This is a genomic window from Micromonospora sp. NPDC049891, from assembly GCF_040660295.1.
GTDB lineage: Bacteria > Actinomycetota > Actinomycetes > Mycobacteriales > Micromonosporaceae > Micromonospora.
Genome location: NZ_JBFAML010000001.1, coordinates 308,747 through 325,360, shown reverse-complemented (window position 1 = coordinate 325,360; position 16,614 = coordinate 308,747). Strand labels below are relative to the sequence as shown.

Annotated in this window: 15 protein-coding genes; 8 read left to right on the top strand and 7 right to left on the bottom strand. The window is 71.6% G+C overall.

From position 1 onward, the window contains the following. Window positions 1-35 precede the first annotated feature (35 nt). The gene (locus AB0I71_RS01620) at window positions 36-2,540 is read right to left on the bottom strand and encodes a nitrate- and nitrite sensing domain-containing protein (RefSeq protein WP_357581296.1); all 2,505 of its coding nucleotides are present in this window, start codon (window positions 2,538-2,540) and stop codon (window positions 36-38) included. Between the two features lie 331 nt (window positions 2,541-2,871). On the opposite strand from AB0I71_RS01620, the gene AB0I71_RS01615 reads away from it, so the two are divergent. Both AB0I71_RS01615 and AB0I71_RS01610 read left to right on the top strand, forming a co-directional pair. Further along, a complete protein-coding gene (locus tag AB0I71_RS01615) occupies window positions 2,872-4,923 on the top strand; it encodes a copper-translocating P-type ATPase (protein WP_357581295.1) in 2,052 nt (683 codons plus the stop codon). A 63-nt stretch (window positions 4,924-4,986) separates the two neighbouring features. Continuing rightward, the gene (locus AB0I71_RS01610; protein WP_357581294.1) at window positions 4,987-5,418 is read left to right on the top strand and encodes a DUF2000 domain-containing protein; all 432 of its coding nucleotides are present in this window, start codon (window positions 4,987-4,989) and stop codon (window positions 5,416-5,418) included. Here AB0I71_RS01610 and AB0I71_RS01605 read toward each other — a convergent pair. Both AB0I71_RS01605 and AB0I71_RS01600 read right to left on the bottom strand, forming a co-directional pair. Continuing rightward, a complete protein-coding gene (locus AB0I71_RS01605; protein WP_357581293.1) occupies window positions 5,393-6,214 on the bottom strand; it encodes an AraC family transcriptional regulator in 822 nt (273 codons plus the stop codon). The genes AB0I71_RS01610 and AB0I71_RS01605 overlap by 26 nt on opposite strands. A gap of 116 nt (window positions 6,215-6,330) precedes the next feature. Next, window positions 6,331-6,714, bottom strand: coding sequence for a hypothetical protein (locus AB0I71_RS01600; protein WP_357581292.1), 384 nt, complete (start codon window positions 6,712-6,714; stop codon window positions 6,331-6,333). Window positions 6,715-6,849: 135 nt separating this feature from the next. Here AB0I71_RS01600 and AB0I71_RS01595 point away from each other — a divergent pair, with 135 nt between their 5' ends. Genes AB0I71_RS01595 through AB0I71_RS01585 form a run of 3 tightly spaced genes read left to right on the top strand, consistent with a single transcriptional unit; the run spans window position 6,850 to window position 9,325 of the window. Then, complete coding sequence (locus AB0I71_RS01595) at window positions 6,850-7,440, top strand: copper chaperone PCu(A)C (protein WP_357581291.1); 591 nt, start codon at window positions 6,850-6,852, stop codon at window positions 7,438-7,440. A 17-nt stretch (window positions 7,441-7,457) separates the two neighbouring features. Beyond that, a complete protein-coding gene (locus AB0I71_RS01590) occupies window positions 7,458-8,657 on the top strand; it encodes a Dyp-type peroxidase (protein ID WP_357581610.1) in 1,200 nt (399 codons plus the stop codon). A gap of 17 nt (window positions 8,658-8,674) precedes the next feature. Then, window positions 8,675-9,325: a copper resistance CopC family protein gene (locus tag AB0I71_RS01585; protein ID WP_357581290.1), complete on the top strand. Its 651-nt coding sequence runs from the start codon at window positions 8,675-8,677 to the stop codon at window positions 9,323-9,325. Window positions 9,326-9,422: 97 nt separating this feature from the next. Here the strand turns inward: AB0I71_RS01585 and AB0I71_RS01580 are convergent, their stop codons facing one another. From AB0I71_RS01580 to AB0I71_RS01565, 4 genes are all read right to left on the bottom strand, one after another. Beyond that, on the bottom strand, window positions 9,423-10,523 hold the full coding sequence (locus AB0I71_RS01580; protein WP_357581289.1) for an L-dopachrome tautomerase-related protein: 1,101 nt from the start codon (window positions 10,521-10,523) through the stop codon (window positions 9,423-9,425). A gap of 95 nt (window positions 10,524-10,618) precedes the next feature. Then, entirely contained in the window at window positions 10,619-12,499 is a 1,881-nt protein-coding gene (locus AB0I71_RS01575) for an ABC transporter ATP-binding protein (protein WP_357581609.1), read from the bottom strand. 270 nt (window positions 12,500-12,769) lie between these two features. Beyond that, entirely contained in the window at window positions 12,770-13,774 is a 1,005-nt protein-coding gene (locus AB0I71_RS01570; protein WP_357581288.1) for a glycosyltransferase, read from the bottom strand. A 23-nt stretch (window positions 13,775-13,797) separates the two neighbouring features. After that, window positions 13,798-14,133 carry a YnfA family protein gene (locus AB0I71_RS01565; RefSeq protein ID WP_357581287.1) on the bottom strand — a complete coding sequence of 112 codons (336 nt, stop codon included), beginning with the start codon at window positions 14,131-14,133 and terminating at the stop codon, window positions 13,798-13,800. A 190-nt stretch (window positions 14,134-14,323) separates the two neighbouring features. On the opposite strand from AB0I71_RS01565, the gene crcB (AB0I71_RS01560) reads away from it, so the two are divergent. The 3 genes from crcB (AB0I71_RS01560) (at window position 14,324) to mgtE (ending at window position 16,603) form a co-directional block, all read left to right on the top strand. Then, complete coding sequence (gene crcB, locus AB0I71_RS01560) at window positions 14,324-14,800, top strand: fluoride efflux transporter CrcB (RefSeq protein ID WP_357581286.1); 477 nt, start codon at window positions 14,324-14,326, stop codon at window positions 14,798-14,800. Next, window positions 14,797-15,171: a fluoride efflux transporter CrcB gene (gene crcB, locus AB0I71_RS01555; RefSeq protein ID WP_099847781.1), complete on the top strand. Its 375-nt coding sequence runs from the start codon at window positions 14,797-14,799 to the stop codon at window positions 15,169-15,171. Before crcB (AB0I71_RS01560) ends, crcB (AB0I71_RS01555) begins: the two co-directional genes overlap by 4 nt. Before the next feature lie 103 nt (window positions 15,172-15,274). After that, window positions 15,275-16,603: a magnesium transporter gene (gene mgtE / locus AB0I71_RS01550; RefSeq protein WP_357581285.1), complete on the top strand. Its 1,329-nt coding sequence runs from the start codon at window positions 15,275-15,277 to the stop codon at window positions 16,601-16,603. The last annotated feature ends 11 nt before the right edge of the window (window positions 16,604-16,614 follow it).

Here is a 16,614-nt window from a genome sequence, read left to right as displayed (position 1 = left end):
TCGCTCCAGATCGGGGAGGGGTTGGGCAATGAGCGTCAGAAGGAGTTGGGGGCCCGGCGTCCGGCGACGCCCTTGGCGTAGGCCGACATGGCTGCCGCCACGGTTGCCGGATCCAGCTTCCGCCGCGGGTCCGCGACCGGTTGCTGCGCCTCGGGGACGAGGTGCGGCTGTGGCACCCGGCGGGGCAACCCGACCTGGGTGGACAGTGATGTCGTGGCGGTCGCCCATTTCTCGCCGGCATCGGCCGGCCAGATGACGGCCACCGAGTCGCCGTCGAGGGCGGTCTTGAACCAGCCGTTCACCGTCGGCCCGACCGGCGATCCCAACGTGCCCGGCTGAGGCTGGGCAGCCGGCTGGAACAGGGGTGCGGGCACTGGACGCGGAGCGACCGGGCTGGGCGGCGCCGGAGCGCTCGCTCGTACGGCACCGGCGGTTCCGACGCCGACCGGGACCCGCCCGGCGTTCGGCATGGGGCTGCCCGAGCCGGCCACGGGGACGTCGGCGCGGGGCGGGGAGGTCATGGCCGGGCGCCTGCCGGCGGCGGAGGGCCGGGCCCGAGTCAGCTCGGGCTCCGTCGGCTGCGGCTGCTGAACCGGACGGCGCACGACGATAGGTGCCGGCAGCGTGATCTCGGCAACCGTGCCGCCCGTCGGTCCGGGGCGCAGCTCGACCTTCACCGCGTGCCGGGCGGCGAGCCGGGCGACCACTGTGAGACCCATGGCCCGCACGCCTGACACGTCGACCGACGACGGGTTGGCGAGCGCCGCGTTCAGTTGCTCGCACCGCTGCCTGGAGAGCCCGACCCCCTGGTCCACCACCTGCACGATGGCCCGGTCGGAGAGTGCGTGCCCGGTGACCAGCACCTCGGCTTCCGGCGGGGAGTATCCGGTCGCGTTGTCCAGCAGTTCGGCGACCAGGTGCACGATCTCGTCGACCGCCGCGCCGGCGATCGACAGTTCCTTGTCCACAGTGCCGATCCGGACCCGGGTGTAGTGCTCGATCTGGGACAGCGCGGCCTGGATCACGTGGTCGAGCGGGACCGGCTCCTGACGTACCCGGGAGATGCCGGAACCACCGAGCACCAGCAGGCTCTGGTTGATCCGCGCCATCCGGGTCGCGAGGTGGTCCAGTTGGTAGAGCTGCTGGAGGCGCTCCGGGTCGGCCTCGTCCCGCTCCACCTCGTCGACCTGGGCCAGCATCGCGTCCACCAGCCGCTGCTCACGTCGGGACAGGTGGACGAAGATCTCCGCGATGTTGGCCCGCATGACCGCCTGTTCACCGGCGATCCGGACCGCCTCCCGGTGCAGCGCCCGGGTGGCGGTGGCCACCTCGGCGATCTCGTCGGAACCGGTGATCCGGAACTCCGACACCGAACGGTCCGCCACCTCGTTGGGCTGCACGCTGCCGGGTGGGGCCGCACTGAGTTCCCGGACGACGGCCGGCAGTCGGTCGTACGCCACCTTTGTCACCGTGTTGCGCAGGGACCGCAACCGGCGGGTGATCCGCCGGGCAACCACACCTGTGAGTACGGCGGTGAGCGCCAGGACCAGGAAGATGCCGGCGCCCTGGAGCAGCGCGTTACGCAGCAGTTGCCCACGCTCGGTCGACACCCGGTCGGCCACGGCGGCGTCCACGTCGCTCTGGATCCGGAACATCTGGCTGACCCAGCCGTCGGTGGCCTCGACCCAGGCGTTCCCGTCGACGGTGAGCCGACCACCGGGAAGGGTCCGGCCCACCTGGTCCTGAAGCCGTTGGGCCGCGACGACCTGTGCGTCGGTGCCGATCTGCTCCCAACTGGCCGCCCACCCCGGTTCGGCGAGGGCCAGGAAGGCGTTCGTGGCCTCGGCGTACCGGGCCTGGGCGCCGACGATCTCCTGCTGTCCGGCCGGGGTCAGCTCGCCCCCGGCGAGGCTGCGCAGCACGATGACCTGGAGCTGACCGATCGCCTCGCCCGCCTCGGACACCGCCACCGCGGCCCGTACGTCGTCGGCGATCCGCGTCGAGGTGTCGGTCGCCACGGACGCGCGGAAGGCGAGCAGGTCCGCGACGAGGATGCGGTAGCTGAAGGCGATTGCGGACAGGGTGGCGCGAGGGCTTGAGCGGACCTGCTCGCGTACCGTGCCCAGCGCCGTCAGACCGGCGTCGACCCGTTGCAGGGCGGAGTTTCCGGTCGAGACGTCGGCCCTGCGTCGTTGGAACTCGACGATCTCAGCGTCGGTGCGTGCTACCTGGTCGTCGAAGGCGGCGCTGGCGGCCTGGCTCTGGGTGGTCACCTCGACCGCGGCGATCACCCGTTCGGCCTGTAGGGCGCGGGCGAGCGCGCCGGCCTGGGTGGACAGTGTGACGACGTCGTACACGGTGCCCGCGTTGAGCACCTGCCGGACCGTGCCCTCAAGGGCGAGGCCGGCGAATCCCACGACGGCGATCAGTGGTACGGCGACCAGCAGCCGTAGCAGGCGGACGATGCTGCCCCGGGCCAGCCATCCCCGGCGCGCTTCGGCATGGGTACGCACTGCGGCTGCCGCTGTAGCACGTGTCACCGGCGTACTCCGCCCCTTTGCCTCATCGACGTTGATCTCAGCAGGAACCGGCGCTCGCGCCGGCCACACGGTGGAGTGTGGGCGTGCCTGCCCACGTCAGAGCGCATTCCTACCACGATGTATCGGTTCACCTCTAGATCCCTGCGCGCCCGCCGAAGGGTTGACTGACGTCTCGGACATGAACCGGAAACACGTCAGCGAAACTTGTTCGACCGATCGTTGTGGACGAATAGAGGAAAAGGCGAGGTCTGATCGGTCGCGATCTTGTTATAAGACGCACATCGCCCCGCTCATACCCCCATGGGGTATGGTGATGCCGGGAGGCGATGACATGTCCCACGGCGACACGCAGCACCACACGAAGCAGCACGGGCACGGCGGGCACGACAAGCACGCCGGACACGACCCGGCGGCGTTCCGCCGCAAGTTCTGGCTCAGCCTGGCGCTGACCGTGCCGATCGTGGCCACCAGTCACATGGTGATGGACTGGCTCGGCTACGAACTGGACTTCCCCGGGATCGGCCTGGTGGGGCCGGTGCTCGGCACTGTGGTCTTCGGGTACGGCGGCTGGCCTTTTCTCCAGGGCGCGGTGCGCGAGATCCGGGACCGGGCACCGGGGATGATGCTGTTGATCGCGATGGCGATCTCGGTTGCCTATGTGGCATCGCTCGCCACCTCGTTCGGTGCCTTCGACCTGGACTTCTGGTGGGAACTTGCCGCGCTGGTGACGATCATGCTGCTCGGGCACTGGCAGGAGATGAAGGCGATCGGCCAGGCCCAGGGCGCCCTGTCGGCACTTGCGGCCCTGCTGCCCGACGACGCCGAACGGCTCGACCCGGACGGGCAGCCGCAACGGGTGGCGGTGACCGAGCTGGGTGTCGGCGACGTGGTCCTGATCCGGCCGGGTTCCCGCGTCCCGGCGGACGGAACCGTGGTCGACGGCCACGCCGAGATGGACGAGTCGATGATCACGGGTGAGTCGCGGCCGGTGTCGCGCTCGGCCGGTGACCGGGTGGTGGCTGGCACGGTGGCCACCGACGCAGCGCTGCGGGTCCGGATCGAGGCCGTCGGCGACGACACCGCGCTTGCCGGCATTCAGCGGCTGGTGGGCGAGGCCCAGCAGTCCAGCGGCCGGGCTCAGGTGCTGGCCGACCGGTTCGCCGCCTGGCTGTTCTACATCGCCACCGCGACCGCCGTGCTGACCCTGGCGGTCTGGTCCCTGCTGGGAAATGTGGACGAGGCGGTCGTGCGGACGGTGACGGTGCTGGTCATCGCCTGCCCGCACGCGCTCGGCCTGGCTATTCCGCTGGTCATCGCACTGTCCACGGCGGTTGCCGCCAAGGCCGGCATCCTGGTCAAGGACCGGCTCGCCCTGGAACGGATGCGCACCGTGGACACGGTGCTGTTCGACAAGACCGGCACGCTGACCCGGGGCGAGCACGTGCTCACCGATGTCGCCGCCACCACCGGCACGACCGGAGACGACGTACTCGCCATCGCTGCGGCCGTGGAGGCGGACAGCGAGCATCCCCTCGCCCGGGCGATCGTTGCGGCCGCCGCCGAGCGGACGGACCAGCGGGTGGCGGCCGGATTCCACTCGCTCACCGGCCGCGGCGTACGCGCCGAGGTGGACGGGGTGAGCTACGCGGTAGGCGGCCCGGCGTTGCTGCGGGAGTTCGACGTCACGGTCCCGGACGATCTCGACCAGCACCGGCAGGACTGGTCGCGGCGGGGCGCGGCGGTGCTCTACCTGCTGCGGCTGGGCGACGGTCGGGCCGTCGTCCTCGGCGCACTCGCGTTGGCCGACCAGGTTCGGCCGGAGGCCCGGCAGGCCCTCGCCGACCTACGTGGGCAGGGCATCCGCAAGATCGTAATGATCACCGGGGACGCGCGTCCGGTCGCCGAGGCGGTCGCCGCCGACCTCGGATTCCGCTCCGGTGAGGACGAGGTCTTCGCCGAGGTGCTGCCGGCGGAGAAGGACGACACCGTGACGGAGTTGCAGCGGCGAGGGCTGCGGGTGGCCATGGTGGGCGACGGAGTCAACGACGCGCCCGCCCTGGCCCGCGCGAACGTGGGAATCGCGATCGGCGCCGGCACCGACGTGGCCATCGAGTCCGCCGGGGTGGTGCTCGCTTCGTCCGACCCGCGCGGCGTGAGCGGCGTGATCCGATTGTCTCGGGCCGCGTACCGGAAAATGCTCCAGAACCTGGCCTGGGCCGCCGGCTACAACGTGGTCGCGCTGCCGCTCGCCGCCGGGGCCCTGGCCTGGGCCGGCGTGGCGCTGAGCCCGGCGGTCGCCGCCGTGCTGATGTCGGCCTCCACAATCGTGGTCGCGCTCAACGCCCAACTGCTGCGCCGCGTCGAACTACGCCCACCAGACTGAGCACCCGGCGCAGGGCAATTTCGTACAAGACCCGGGCGGGGCTCCGGACCCAGACTCGGCAGCATGGAAACCGTCACCGAGCCCGTACGCTTCGACACCAAGATCGCAGTGCTGCTCCGCGACGACCTGCCGACCTGGCAGCGGCTCAACATGACCGCGTTCCTGGTCAGCGGGATCGGTCAGGTTGCACCCGAGGTGATCGGCGAGCCGTACGCCGACGCGGACGACACGCCCTACCTGCCCATGTTCCGGCAGCCCGTGCTGGTGTTCGCCGGCGCGAAGGAGACAGTGACCGCCGCCCATCAGCGCGCCGTCACCCGCGGGTTGCCGCTGGCCGTCTTCACCTCGGACCTGTTCCGGACCGGCAACGACCGGGACAACCGGGCGGCGGTCCGCGCCGTCAGCCGCGACCACCTCGACCTCACCGGCCTGGCCGTGTACGGGCCGAAGAACGCAGTGGACAAGATCCTCAAGGGGGCCCGGATGCACCCCTGACCCGGCCCTGGCGGGTGTACTGGCCGGGATTGAAGCCGAGGATCCGTTTGAAGTGCCGGCTCAGGTGTGACTGGTCGTGGAAGCCCGCGGAGGCGGCCGCCTCCCGGGCCGGTACGCCCTCGCGCAGCAGCCGTCGGGCGAGATCCACCCGCCGGGAGATCAGATACTGGTGCGGGCCGATGCCGAAAGCCGCGGAGAAGGCCCGCACCAGATGGGTCGGGTGGGCGTACAGCAGACCGGCGGCCTCCGCCAGGGTCACTCCCACCACGAAACGCTCGTCGAGCAGGTCCCGAAGGCGCTGCGCGAGTCGTGGGTCCCGCAACGGCGTGACCGCGGGCGTACGGCGGGCCAGTCGCGCCCGCAACCGCTCGACGACGACGGCGAGATGCACCTCGGCGGCGAACTCGTCACCCGGCCCGGTCAACCGGGCGTGCAGCAGATCGATCCGCCGCCGCAGGGGTTCGTCGTCGAAGGTCGGCCGGTCCACGGCCCGACCGGCCAGACGTTCGTCGAGCTGCCCGGGGGCGAGGTAGAGGACCCGCTTACGGAACCCCTGCGAGGTGACCGGGGAGCCGTTGTGTGCCACGTTCGGCGGCAACAGCGTGACGACCCGCCGGAACGCGCCGTGCTCGTGGCGGTCCAGGTCGTACCGGACAACTCCCTCGTCGACCACGAGCAGCGCCCAGCTGTCGTGGGTGTGCATCGGGTAGGCGTGGTCGGTGAACCTGGCGTGCAGCACCTCGGTGATCCCGCTGACCGAGGGGGACCAGACCCGTACCTGCTGTCGCCCGGACACGGCCGAACTGTAACCGCTCCGCCCGGCCGAGCGGGGGCCCACAGCACGTCGGTGGCCATGTCCGGCCCGGCTTCCGGCAGGCCGTCGCCCAGCTCGGTCGTCCCGTTCCCCCGCCGTCAGAAGAACGGGGGAACGGTACGGTCCGTGAAGAGCAGGAAGCAGGCGAACGGCAGCAGTTGGACGACGACCGTGGCCACCGCGCCGACGAGCCTGGCCCCACTCCGGGTGGGGAACCCGGCCCGCCGGGCCTGTCGCCGGTTGAACAGCACGGAGCAGACGACCAGGACGGTGGCGGCGAGAGCGATCAGGACCGCGACCCCGATCGCGCCGTCCCGTCCGTACAACGGGACGACGTCGTTCCAGATCCTTGCGCGGGCGTAGAAGACGAGGCCGTCCACCGCACCCAGCGGAAAGATCCAGAAGTACCCGATGAGCGCGTTACCGACCAGCCAGGTGAGGGCCACTCTGAACTGGCTGGGGTGGCCCGCCACGGTCGTCACCTCGTCGTCGCTCCCCTCAGTTATGGACCATCTTTCGTCAGCTCGAAGTTAGTGACCAGGGCAACTGCGGCGGGCGGAACTTCCGGGCGGCCTGGGCCGACAAACCTCATGACATCGATCTTCGAGGGGAACGTCATGCCCAGCGTCCTGCCCCGCCGGTTCCTGCGCCCGGCGGTCCTGTTCACCGGGGCCGTACTCATCGTGTCCCTGGCCGCCTGCGGGTCGTCCGGGAAAACGTCGGCAACCCCCACGCCGTCCGCCACGGCCTCCGCCGAAGCCGTCGCCGAGGCCGGTGTGCTGGGCGTACGCGATCCATGGGTGAAGGCCGCCGACGAGGGGATGACCGCGGCCTTCGCCACGCTCGTCAATGACGGCGACACCGACATCACGATCACCGGTGCCGCCACCGAGGTGTCGCCGATGGAGCTGCACGAGATGGCCATGGCGGACGGGAAGATGGTCATGCGGGCCAAGCAGGGCGGCGTGGTGATCAAGGCACGGAGCGAGTACAAGCTGGAGCCGGGCGGCGACCACCTGATGTTGATGGACCTCGCCCGGCCGGTGCGGGCCGGTGACGAGCTGACCTTCACCCTCACCTTCGCCGACGGTCGGAGCCAGACGTTCAGCGCGGTGGCCAAGCCGTTCACCGGGGCACAGGAGAGCTACGCGCCCGGACACGGCGAGCCGATGCCGTCGATGTCGGCGAGCCACAGCCCGGCGCCGTGACGCCGATCAGCCGGCCGGTGAGCCGGCGTGGCCTGCTCACCGGGGGCGCACTGGCCGCCGGTGGCGCACTGGCCGGTGCCGCCGCGGTGGCCACCACCCGCGCCGAGCCGGCGGTGCGCCAGCCGGAACGAACGCCGGTGGCGACCGTCGGCGATGCGGTCGAACCGTTCCACGGCGTACGGCAGGCGGGGATCGTCGACGAGCCCCAGGCGCATGCCGCATTCGTCGCCTTCACCCTGCGCCCGGGCACCGACCGGGCCGCCCTCGGGCGGCTGCTGCGGCTGCTCTCCGACGATGCTGCCCGGCTCACCCAGGGCCGACCCGCGCTCGCCGACACCGAACCCGAGTTGGGGTTGCTGCCGGCCCGGCTCACCGTCACCTTCGGCTTCGGCCCGGGCCTGTTCGCCGCCGCCGGTCTCGACGCCCGTCGCCCGCCCTCGGTGGTCGATCTGCCCCCGTTCCCGATCGATCGGCTGCAACGCCGTTGGTCCGGCGGGGATCTGCTGGTGCAGATCTGCGCCGACGACCCGATCACCGTCGCACACACGCAGCGGGTCCTGGTCAAGGACAGTCGGCCCTTCGCCACCGTGCGCTGGGTGCAGCAGGGTTTCCGGCGGGCCGCCGGCGCCGAGCCGGGCCGGACCCAACGCAACCTCTTCGGCCAGCTCGACGGCACCGCAAACCCGAAGCCGGGTACGCCTGTGGAGACGGCGGTCTGGATCGCTGACGGCCCCGACTGGCTGCGCGACGGCACCACGCTCGTGGTGCGGCGGATCAGCATGAACCTGGAGACCTGGGACCTGCTCGGTCGCACCGACCGGGAGTTGGCGGTCGGTCGGCGGCTGGACAGCGGTGCACCGCTCACCGGCACGCTCGAACACGACGAGCCCGACTTCGCCGCCCTCGGCCCGGACGGGCTGACGGTCATCCCGGACTTCTCCCACCTCACCCGGGCGCACGTCACCGACGACCGGTTCCGGATCCTGCGCCGCCCCTACAACTACGACGGGGTGCCCGCCGCCGACGGCACCGCGGACAGTGGGCTGATCTTCGCGGCGTACCAGGCCGACATCGCCACCCAGTTCCTACCCATTCAACGGCGGCTCGCCGAGCGGGATCTGCTCAACGAGTGGACCACCCCGATCGGCTCCGCCGTCTTCGCCGTCCCACCCGGTTGCCCGGAGGGTGGTTGGGTCGGCCAGCAACTGCTCGACTGAGGAGGAGAATGACCGCCATGTCCCGCCACCTTCGCCGGCCGTCCACCGCTGCCGTCCTCGCCGCCGCACTGACCGCCGCCGCACTGACCGTCGCCGCCCTGCTCATCGGGCCGGTCCAGCCGGCGTACGCCCACAACGTGCTGCGCAAGGCCTCGCCCGCCCAGGACGCCGAACTCAAAAAGGCACCCACCAGGATCACCTTGGAGTTCATGCAGAAGCTGAACCCGTCGTTCACCACCATCACGCTCAGCGATGCGGACAAGCAGCAGGTGACCGTCGGTGAGCCGGAGGTGAGCGGCACCAAGGGCACCGTCAGCATCGACCCGACGCTGGCCAACGGCGTCTACACGGTGGCGTACCGGGTGGTCTCCGCCGACGGGCACCCGGTACAGGGGTCGTACACCTTCACCGTGGCCGATCCGACGGCCACCGCCGAGCCGAGCCCCAGCCCTTCGGCGAGCGAGCCGGCGCCGGAATCGTCGGCGCCCCCGAGCGTCGAACCGAGCGCCACCGCAGTGGCCGCCAGCCCGGCCGCGAGCGGCTCCTCCGACGGCCCCGGCACGACGGCGCTGCTGGCCGGCGGCGGGGTGGTGCTGGTCCTGGTGGCCGCCGCGGCGGTGTTCCTGCTGCGCCGCCGGTCCACCGCCGAAGGCGGCCCGACGCGGTGAGCGCCTGCCGGGGCGGCCCGACGCGGTGAGCGTCTGCCAGGGTGGCCTCGGCGGCGCGGGTTGCGGAGGAGACAGCAGGCCGGGGAGACCGGCGGTCTCAGCGCAGCAGCACCGGTCCGGCGTCGATCCGGGTGCGGAACAGCGCGTACGGCTTGCGGCGCAGGTCCCTGCCCTGCTGGAAACCGGCCTGCCGGTGCAACTGGTTCGCGGTGACGTAGAGGTGCCCGTCCACCGCCACCGACAGGGTGTCCGGCCAGAGCAGCCGGGGGTCGTGGACGACCGTCTCGTACTCGCCGTCCGGACGCCGCCGCAGCACCGCGTTGTGCTCGTACGAGGTGAGGTAGATCCGCCCGGCGTCATCGGTCTCCAGGCCGTCGGAGCCGGTGCCCTTGTCGCCCTCGTGGACCACCGTCGCGGCGACCTCGTCCGCGCTGACGGAGATGTCGGCGAGCGCGTCGGTGGCGACGCTGTACCACTGGCGCGAGGCCAACGGGCAGTAGTGGAGCCGGGAACCGTCGGCGGAGATGGCGATCCCGTCCGCGCCGATCGTCACCGGATCCGGCGGCCCGTCGTCCGGCCGTTGCAGGAACGGTCGTCCCTCCACGACGGGCCGGAAGCGGGACAGTGGCTCCGCCTTTGTCGACGGGTGATCGTGCAGCCGTCGCCAGGAGGCACCGGTGGCCAGGTCAACCACGATGATCCCGTTCGGCCCGGTGATCGCCGAGTCGGTGATGTACGCGAGCCCCGCGTCACCGCGCCGCAGGTCGAAGCGCACGTCGTTGAGGTACGTGGTGGGCAGCGCCACGTCCGGCGGGAAGGTGATCACCTGGGTCACGCTGTCGCTGTCCAGGTCGACCCGGACCAGTTTGGGGCCGCCCGGCCGGGTCGGTTGGAACATCGGGCTGCCGGTGTCGAGGGCCCAGAGCCGGTCGGCGGGGTCGACCACGATGCTCTGCACCGAGACGAACGCGTCCTGGTCGTCGGCGCCACCTGGCCGGTTCCACAGCTCGTCCGGGTACGGCACCTCGGCGCCGTCGCGCAGCTCGACCACGGTGGCGGGCACCTCGTCGCCCCAGCGGGGAAAGCTGACGAAGATCCGGCCGGTGTGCGAGACGCTGACGCCTGTCGGCATCGGCCCGGTGAAGGCGTGGACCAGTTCCAGCTCGCCGACGGGCTCGTCGGACACGGGCTCACTCATGCGCTGCTCCTGCCGTCAGGCCAGCCCCGTTCCCGTCGTCCGAGCCCGCAAACGTGGCAGCGCTGCTTCTCGGCCAGACGCGCGTGGAGGTCGGGTCAGCCGGCGGCCGGGTGCGGGTGCTGCCGGGGGACGGGCGGACCGTCGGTGTCCGCGTACCCGGCGGCCTGGAGGGCGAACAGCTCGGCGTAGCGGCCACCGGCGGCGACAAGCTCGTCGTGGGTGCCCTCCTCGATCAGACGCCCGTGATGCAGCACGAAGATCCGGTCGGCGTGCCGGACGTTGGCCAGCCGGTGGGTGATCAGGATTGTGGTGGCCCGGCCCCGTCGGTCGCGAATGGCCTGGAACAACGCGTCCTCCGCACGCGGATCGAGTGCTGAGGACGGCTCGTCCATCATCAGCAGTTCGGCGTCGCGAAGAAAGCCGCGGGCCGCGGTTATCCGCTGCCACTGCCCGCCGGAGAGATCCTGACCCTTGGCGAAGGTACGGTCGAGCAGCGTCTCGTACCCGTGCGGCAGTTCGCGGATCATCTCGTCGGCGACCGCGCGGGTGGCGGCGGCCTCGATCCGGTCCTGGCGGGCCTCGGCGTCGATGTCCCCGATGGCGATGTTCGTGGCGGCGGTGAACGGCCACTTGTGGTACTCCTGGGTGACCACGGCGATGCGACCACGCAACTCGTCGCGGTCCAGTTCGGACAGTGGCCGCCCGTTCCAGCGGACCACCCCGTCGCTGGGCGTACGCAGGGCGGCGATCATCGCGGCCAGGCTGCTCTTGCCGGACCCGTTCTCTCCGACGAAGGCCACGGTCTGTCCCGCCTCGACGGTCAACGTCACGTGATCGACCGCCGGGATGTCGCGATCCGGGTAACGCAGGCTCACCGCATCCACGGTCAGCACCCGCAGCCGGTCGGGGGCCGCCGCCACCACCTGCTCGGGCAGATAGGTCGCGGCGCGGGTCATGAATCCCGTGTAGTCGCGGAAGTGCTGGCCCTCGGTGTAGACGCGGTCCATCTGGAAGGTGACCACGGCCAGCGAACGCTGCGCCGCCTGCACCGCGATCACACAGGTGGCCGCCGCCGCGAGCGGGATCTGCCCGTCGATGAGCAGCAGTCCGAGCAGCACGTAGACCACGCCGGTGGCGACGCCGCCGATCATCGAGCCCACCGTGACGGTCGTGGTCACCCGCCGCGCCAGGGCCAGCTCGATGTCGGTCTCCACGGCCATCACCCGGTCGTACTGGTCCAGCAGGAACCGGCGCAGCCCGTACGAGCGCAGTTCCGGCGCCGACGCCCGTTCGGCCATCAGCCGGTGCAGCAACCACATCCGGCGCCGCCGGACCGACCCGGCGATGTACGTCTGGTACCGCAGGTGCCCCGCCCGCAGCGACGCCCACGCGTTCGGCACGGTCGCGACAAGCAACGCCGGCAGCAACAGCGGATGGATCACCACGACGGCCACGGTCACCGCGGCCACCCCTACCAGCCCGGCGAGCAGGTTCATCGAGGCGGGCACCAGGTCGACAGCTGAATCGGTGCCCCGGGAGGCGCGTTCCATGTCGTCGGCGAACGCGTCCGCGTCGAAGGCCTCCAGCCGCACGGCCGTGGTCACCTCGAACAGCCCACGCTCCACCTCCCGGCTCACCCTCGGCGTCAGCCCGTTGAGGGCGTAGCCGGTGGCGATCGTCATCCCCGAACGCACCGCCGTCGCAGCGGCCAGCACCGCGAGCGCCGGCAGCGCCGCCACCACCTTCTCCCCGGTCGGTCCACCGGCGAACAACTCCACAAGCACCCGCTGGGTCGCGAGCAGACCGAACGCCGACATCACGCCGGCACCGACCGTCGCCACCGCGACCACAGAGGTACGCAGCCGGTCAGCCCGCCAACTGATCCGCAGGGCCGCCCAGATCAGCCTGGGCAGTTCGGCGAAGACGGCGAGCAGACCGGCCTGGGTCCGCGCCCGCATACCCGTTTCCCACCACATGGCCCGCATCTCGGGGAGCACCGACTCCCCGCCGGACGACCCGGCCTGCTGTGCCCGGTCACGACGCCGGGTCGACGTGGCGGCCATGGGGGTACCTCCTGGGGCTCGGCGACACCTGGCCGTCGCCGCCGCCGGACGGCGGCACCGCCGAAGCGGACACCGCCGAGATAGCCGAAGGCGACCGACCAGCTACTTATAGTCACCGTCGATGCGGCAGTGGTCCAGCCCTGTCGGCGCGCCGAACCGCCCGGCACCGGAACAGCGTCCCGATCACCGTCCCCCGGCGTACTCCGGCAGTCGGCGGGCCACCTGCTCGGGCGAGGGCATGCGGGCGATCTCCCTGGCCAGCGTCCACGCCGCATCCCGATGGTCGCTGCGGCCGGGTAGCAGCCGGCGGGCGTACGCCGTGATGGCGTCGACGCTCACCTCATCCGGGGTCAGCCGCAGACCGGCGCCCGCGACGCAGAGCGCCTCGGCGTTCGCGAACTGGTCCGCGCCCTGCGGCAGGACCAGTTGCGGTACGCCGGCGGCGAGCGCCCCGAGCGTCGTGCCACTGCCGCCGTGATGCACCACCACGTCCACGTACCGCAGCAGATCAGCCTGCGGAACCCACGGGCGGACCACGACGTTCCCCGGCACCTCGCCGAGTTCCTCCACCGGCACCCGGCCGGTGGCGACCACCACCCGGGCGGGGAGAACGGCCAGGCCGGCAACGGCTGCGGCGAGCAGGTCCCGGGTGGCGAAGGCGGTACCGAAGGTCAGGTAGACCAACGGGAGCCCGGTGTCGACGAGACCGGACAGCGGCGCCGGCTCGGCGTACGGGACGGGACGCAACTCGATGCGGTCCGCCGAGTCGAGGAACGTCCGGTCCTGGAGAGAGGGCGGACAGATGTCGAGGTGCGGCCGGCCGGAGGCGGCGGCGACCCGAGTGGGCGCTTCCAGTCCGATGCCGTCCGGAAACATCCGGCCGAAGCCGTGCCAGATGCCGGGAATGCCCGCTCGGGCGGCTGCTGTCGCCGCGCCGGGCACCCCCCAACCGTGTACCACCAGGTCCGGCGCGAGCCGGTCCAGTTCCGGCGCCAGGTCCTCGGCGTACATCTCGTAGCAGGTGTCCGCGGGACGCAACGGTCGCAGTCCGTTCGCCGCCAACGGGGCGTGTACGGCCTCACCGGCCGCGAAGTACACCTCGTGCCCGGCGTCGCGAACCGCCCTGGCCAGGGGAATCAACGGGTAGGTGTGACCGACCGAGGCCAGGCTCGCGAACAGAACGCGCATCGCGTCACCGTAGTGGCAGGTGATCAGGCGCCACGCGGGGCGTACATGATCACGGCGACGCCGAGCAGGCAGATCCCGGCACCTGTGATGTCCCACCGGTCCGGGCGGAAGCCGTCGAAGATCATGCCCCAGGCGAGCGAACCGGCGACGAAAACGCCGCCGTACGCGGCCAGGATGCGGCCGAAGTTCGGGTCGGGCTGGAAGGTGGCGACGAAGCCGTACGCGCCGAGGGCGAGCACCCCGGCGGCGACGAACCACAGCCCTCGGTGCTCCCGCCAGCCCTGCCACACCAGCCAGGCCCCGCCGATCTCGGCGACCGCGGCCAGGGCGAAGAGCAGGACGGAACGCAGCACGGTCACCGCCGCACCCTACCGTCACCGGGTGGCCACACCCCGGGTTGCGTCGAGCGAGCGGCGTTATCCTCTGCACAGGGCACCCACCGGAGGTGCCCGTGGCGGTGGGGCCCGCCACCCCGCCGGTGCGGGACAACCGCGGCGCCCGCCGCCAACGGTCCCTGCCAGGGCAGACGCGTACTGGTAGGGGGTGACCATGGGGCCACAGCGACCACCCGTCGATCCGGATGTCGATCTCAGCGTCCCGCGTCAACGGGCGGAACTGCGAGGCGGGACCGCCAGCCTGCTCGCCACGATCGCCGCCGGGGGCATGACCGGTGCGGTGGTGCGCCACGGGTTGGCTGTGGCCTTTCCGCACCCACCCCGCGGCTTTCCCTGGGCCACCTTCGCCGTCAACGTCTCAGGCTGTCTGCTCATCGGGGTGCTGATGGTGCTGATCACCGAGGCGTGGACCGCGCCGCGACTGGTCCGGCCCTTCCTCGGCGTCGGCGTGCTCGGCGGCTACACGACCTTCTCCACGTACGCCGTCGAAGTGCAGCAGGCGGTGGCCGCCGGCGCGGTGCGGACCGCCCTGCTGTATCTCGCCGGCACCCTCGTCGCCGCCCTCGCCGCCGTCTGGTCGGGCGTGACCCTGACCCGGCTGGCGACCGGCGTGGGCCGGAGCGCCGGATGACAGTCATCCTGGTGGCGCTCGGCGCCGCCCTCGGCGCACCGCTGCGCTACCTGGTCGACCGGGCGGTGCAGGCACACCACGACTCCGTCTTCCCCTGGGGCACCTTCACGGTGAACGTGGTCGGCTCACTCGTCCTCGGCGTCCTGATCGGCGGCGCCGCCGTGGGCGCGGTTCCCGGTTCCCTGGTCGCCCTGCTCGGCGTCGGCCTGTGCGGTGCGCTGACCACCTACTCGACCTTCGGCTACGAGACGATCCGGCTCTTCGAGGACGGCGCCCGTTTCCACGCGCTTGTCAACGCGGGCGTCAGCGTCGTCGCCGCGCTGGGTGCCGCGTTCCTCGGGGTCACCCTCGCCGAAGCGCTGTGGGCCTGACCTCAACGGGTTCGCCCAGGGGGCACGGCGGGTAGGTTCGGATCATCCAGCCGGCCGTGATCCGGTTCCCGACGACGACGGCGCCGCCGGTGGAGGTGATCGGATGACCGCGACGTTGCAGCAGCTCGTCGAGCGCAACGACCTGGAGCTGATCCGCCGGTGGCTCGACGACCACCCGCCGCACGAGATCGCCGACGCGCTCGCCCGACTGGACGGCGTGGCCGCCGGGGTGCCGTTCCGGCTGCTGGACAAGGACCGCGCGCTTGCCGTCTTCGAGGAGCTGGAACCGGTCGACCAGCAGAGCATCCTGATGGGCCTGCGCGATCTGACGTTCCACGACCTGGTCGAGGGGATGGACCCTGACGACCGGGCGCGGATGCTCACCGAGGCACCGGCAAAGGTCGCCAAGCGGGTGCTGGCCGGGCTGTCCCCGCACGAACGGCAGATGACCGCCGAGCTGCTGGGCTACCCGGCGGGATCGGTCGGGCAGATCATGACACCGGAGACGGTCGCGCTGCCCCGGCAGCTCACCGCCGCCGAGGCCCTTGAGGTGGTACGCCAGAAGGGGGCCGCCGCAGAGACGGTGTACGTGCTGCCGGTGGTGGACACGGGCCGTTGCCTGGTCGGCGTGGTGGAGCTGCGCGACCTGGTGCTCAGTCCCGCCGACGCGGAGGTGGCCGAACTGGTCGACGCCGACGTGCCACGGGTACGCGCCACGGACGTGGCCGAGCACGCCGCGCGGCTGATGCGGGAGACCAACACGCTGGCGCTGCCGGTGGTCGACAGCGAGGACCGGCTCGTGGGTCTGCTCACCATCGACGACGCCGTCGAGATCATCGAGGCCGCGGACACCGAGGACGTGGCCCGTCAGGCCGGTACCGCGCCGTGGCCCGGTCACTACATGGCGGTGAGTGTGTGGCGGCTGGCCCGCTCCCGGGCGCCCTGGCTGCTGCTGCTCATCATCGCCTCGGTACTCACCGTAAACGTCCTGCAGGTCTTCGAGACCACCCTGGCGCAGGTCACCGCACTGGCCCTGTTCATCCCGCTGCTCGTGGGAACCGGGGGTAACGCCGGGGCACAGGCCACCACCTCCGCCGTACGCGCCCTCGCCCTCGGCGAGCTGCGCGGCTCGGACCTGCCGGCGGTCATCTGGCGCGAGTCCCGGGTCGGTCTGCTGCTCGGGACGATGCTCGCGCTTGTCGGTCTGGTGGTCGGCGCGGTGGTCGTCGGCGGGCAGATCGCCCTCGTCGTCGGGATCTCCCTGGTGGTGATCTGCGCCTGGGCCGCCACCGTCGGTGCCACCATGCCGCTGCTGGCCAAACGGCTGCGCATCGACCCGGCCGTGGTGTCGGCACCGATGGTGACCACCCTGGTCGACGCCACCGGCCTGATCATCTACTTCGCCGTCGCGCACGCCGTCCTCTCGCTGTGACCGGGGCTCGT

Coding starts and splice junctions, on each gene's coding strand:
- mgtE (WP_357581285.1), top strand. CDS start 15,275: ATGACCGCGACGTTGCAGCAGCTCGTCGAGCGCAACGACCTGGAGCTG.
- AB0I71_RS01595 (WP_357581291.1), top strand. CDS start 6,850: ATGCCCAGCGTCCTGCCCCGCCGGTTCCTGCGCCCGGCGGTCCTGTTC.
- AB0I71_RS01575 (WP_357581609.1), bottom strand. CDS start 12,499: ATGTGGTGGGAAACGGGTATGCGGGCGCGGACCCAGGCCGGTCTGCTC.
- AB0I71_RS01585 (WP_357581290.1), top strand. CDS start 8,675: ATGTCCCGCCACCTTCGCCGGCCGTCCACCGCTGCCGTCCTCGCCGCC.
- crcB (WP_357581286.1), top strand. CDS start 14,324: ATGGGGCCACAGCGACCACCCGTCGATCCGGATGTCGATCTCAGCGTC.
- crcB (WP_099847781.1), top strand. CDS start 14,797: ATGACAGTCATCCTGGTGGCGCTCGGCGCCGCCCTCGGCGCACCGCTG.
- AB0I71_RS01580 (WP_357581289.1), bottom strand. CDS start 10,523: ATGAGTGAGCCCGTGTCCGACGAGCCCGTCGGCGAGCTGGAACTGGTC.
- AB0I71_RS01570 (WP_357581288.1), bottom strand. CDS start 13,774: ATGCGCGTTCTGTTCGCGAGCCTGGCCTCGGTCGGTCACACCTACCCG.
- AB0I71_RS01610 (WP_357581294.1), top strand. CDS start 4,987: ATGGAAACCGTCACCGAGCCCGTACGCTTCGACACCAAGATCGCAGTG.
- AB0I71_RS01615 (WP_357581295.1), top strand. CDS start 2,872: ATGTCCCACGGCGACACGCAGCACCACACGAAGCAGCACGGGCACGGC.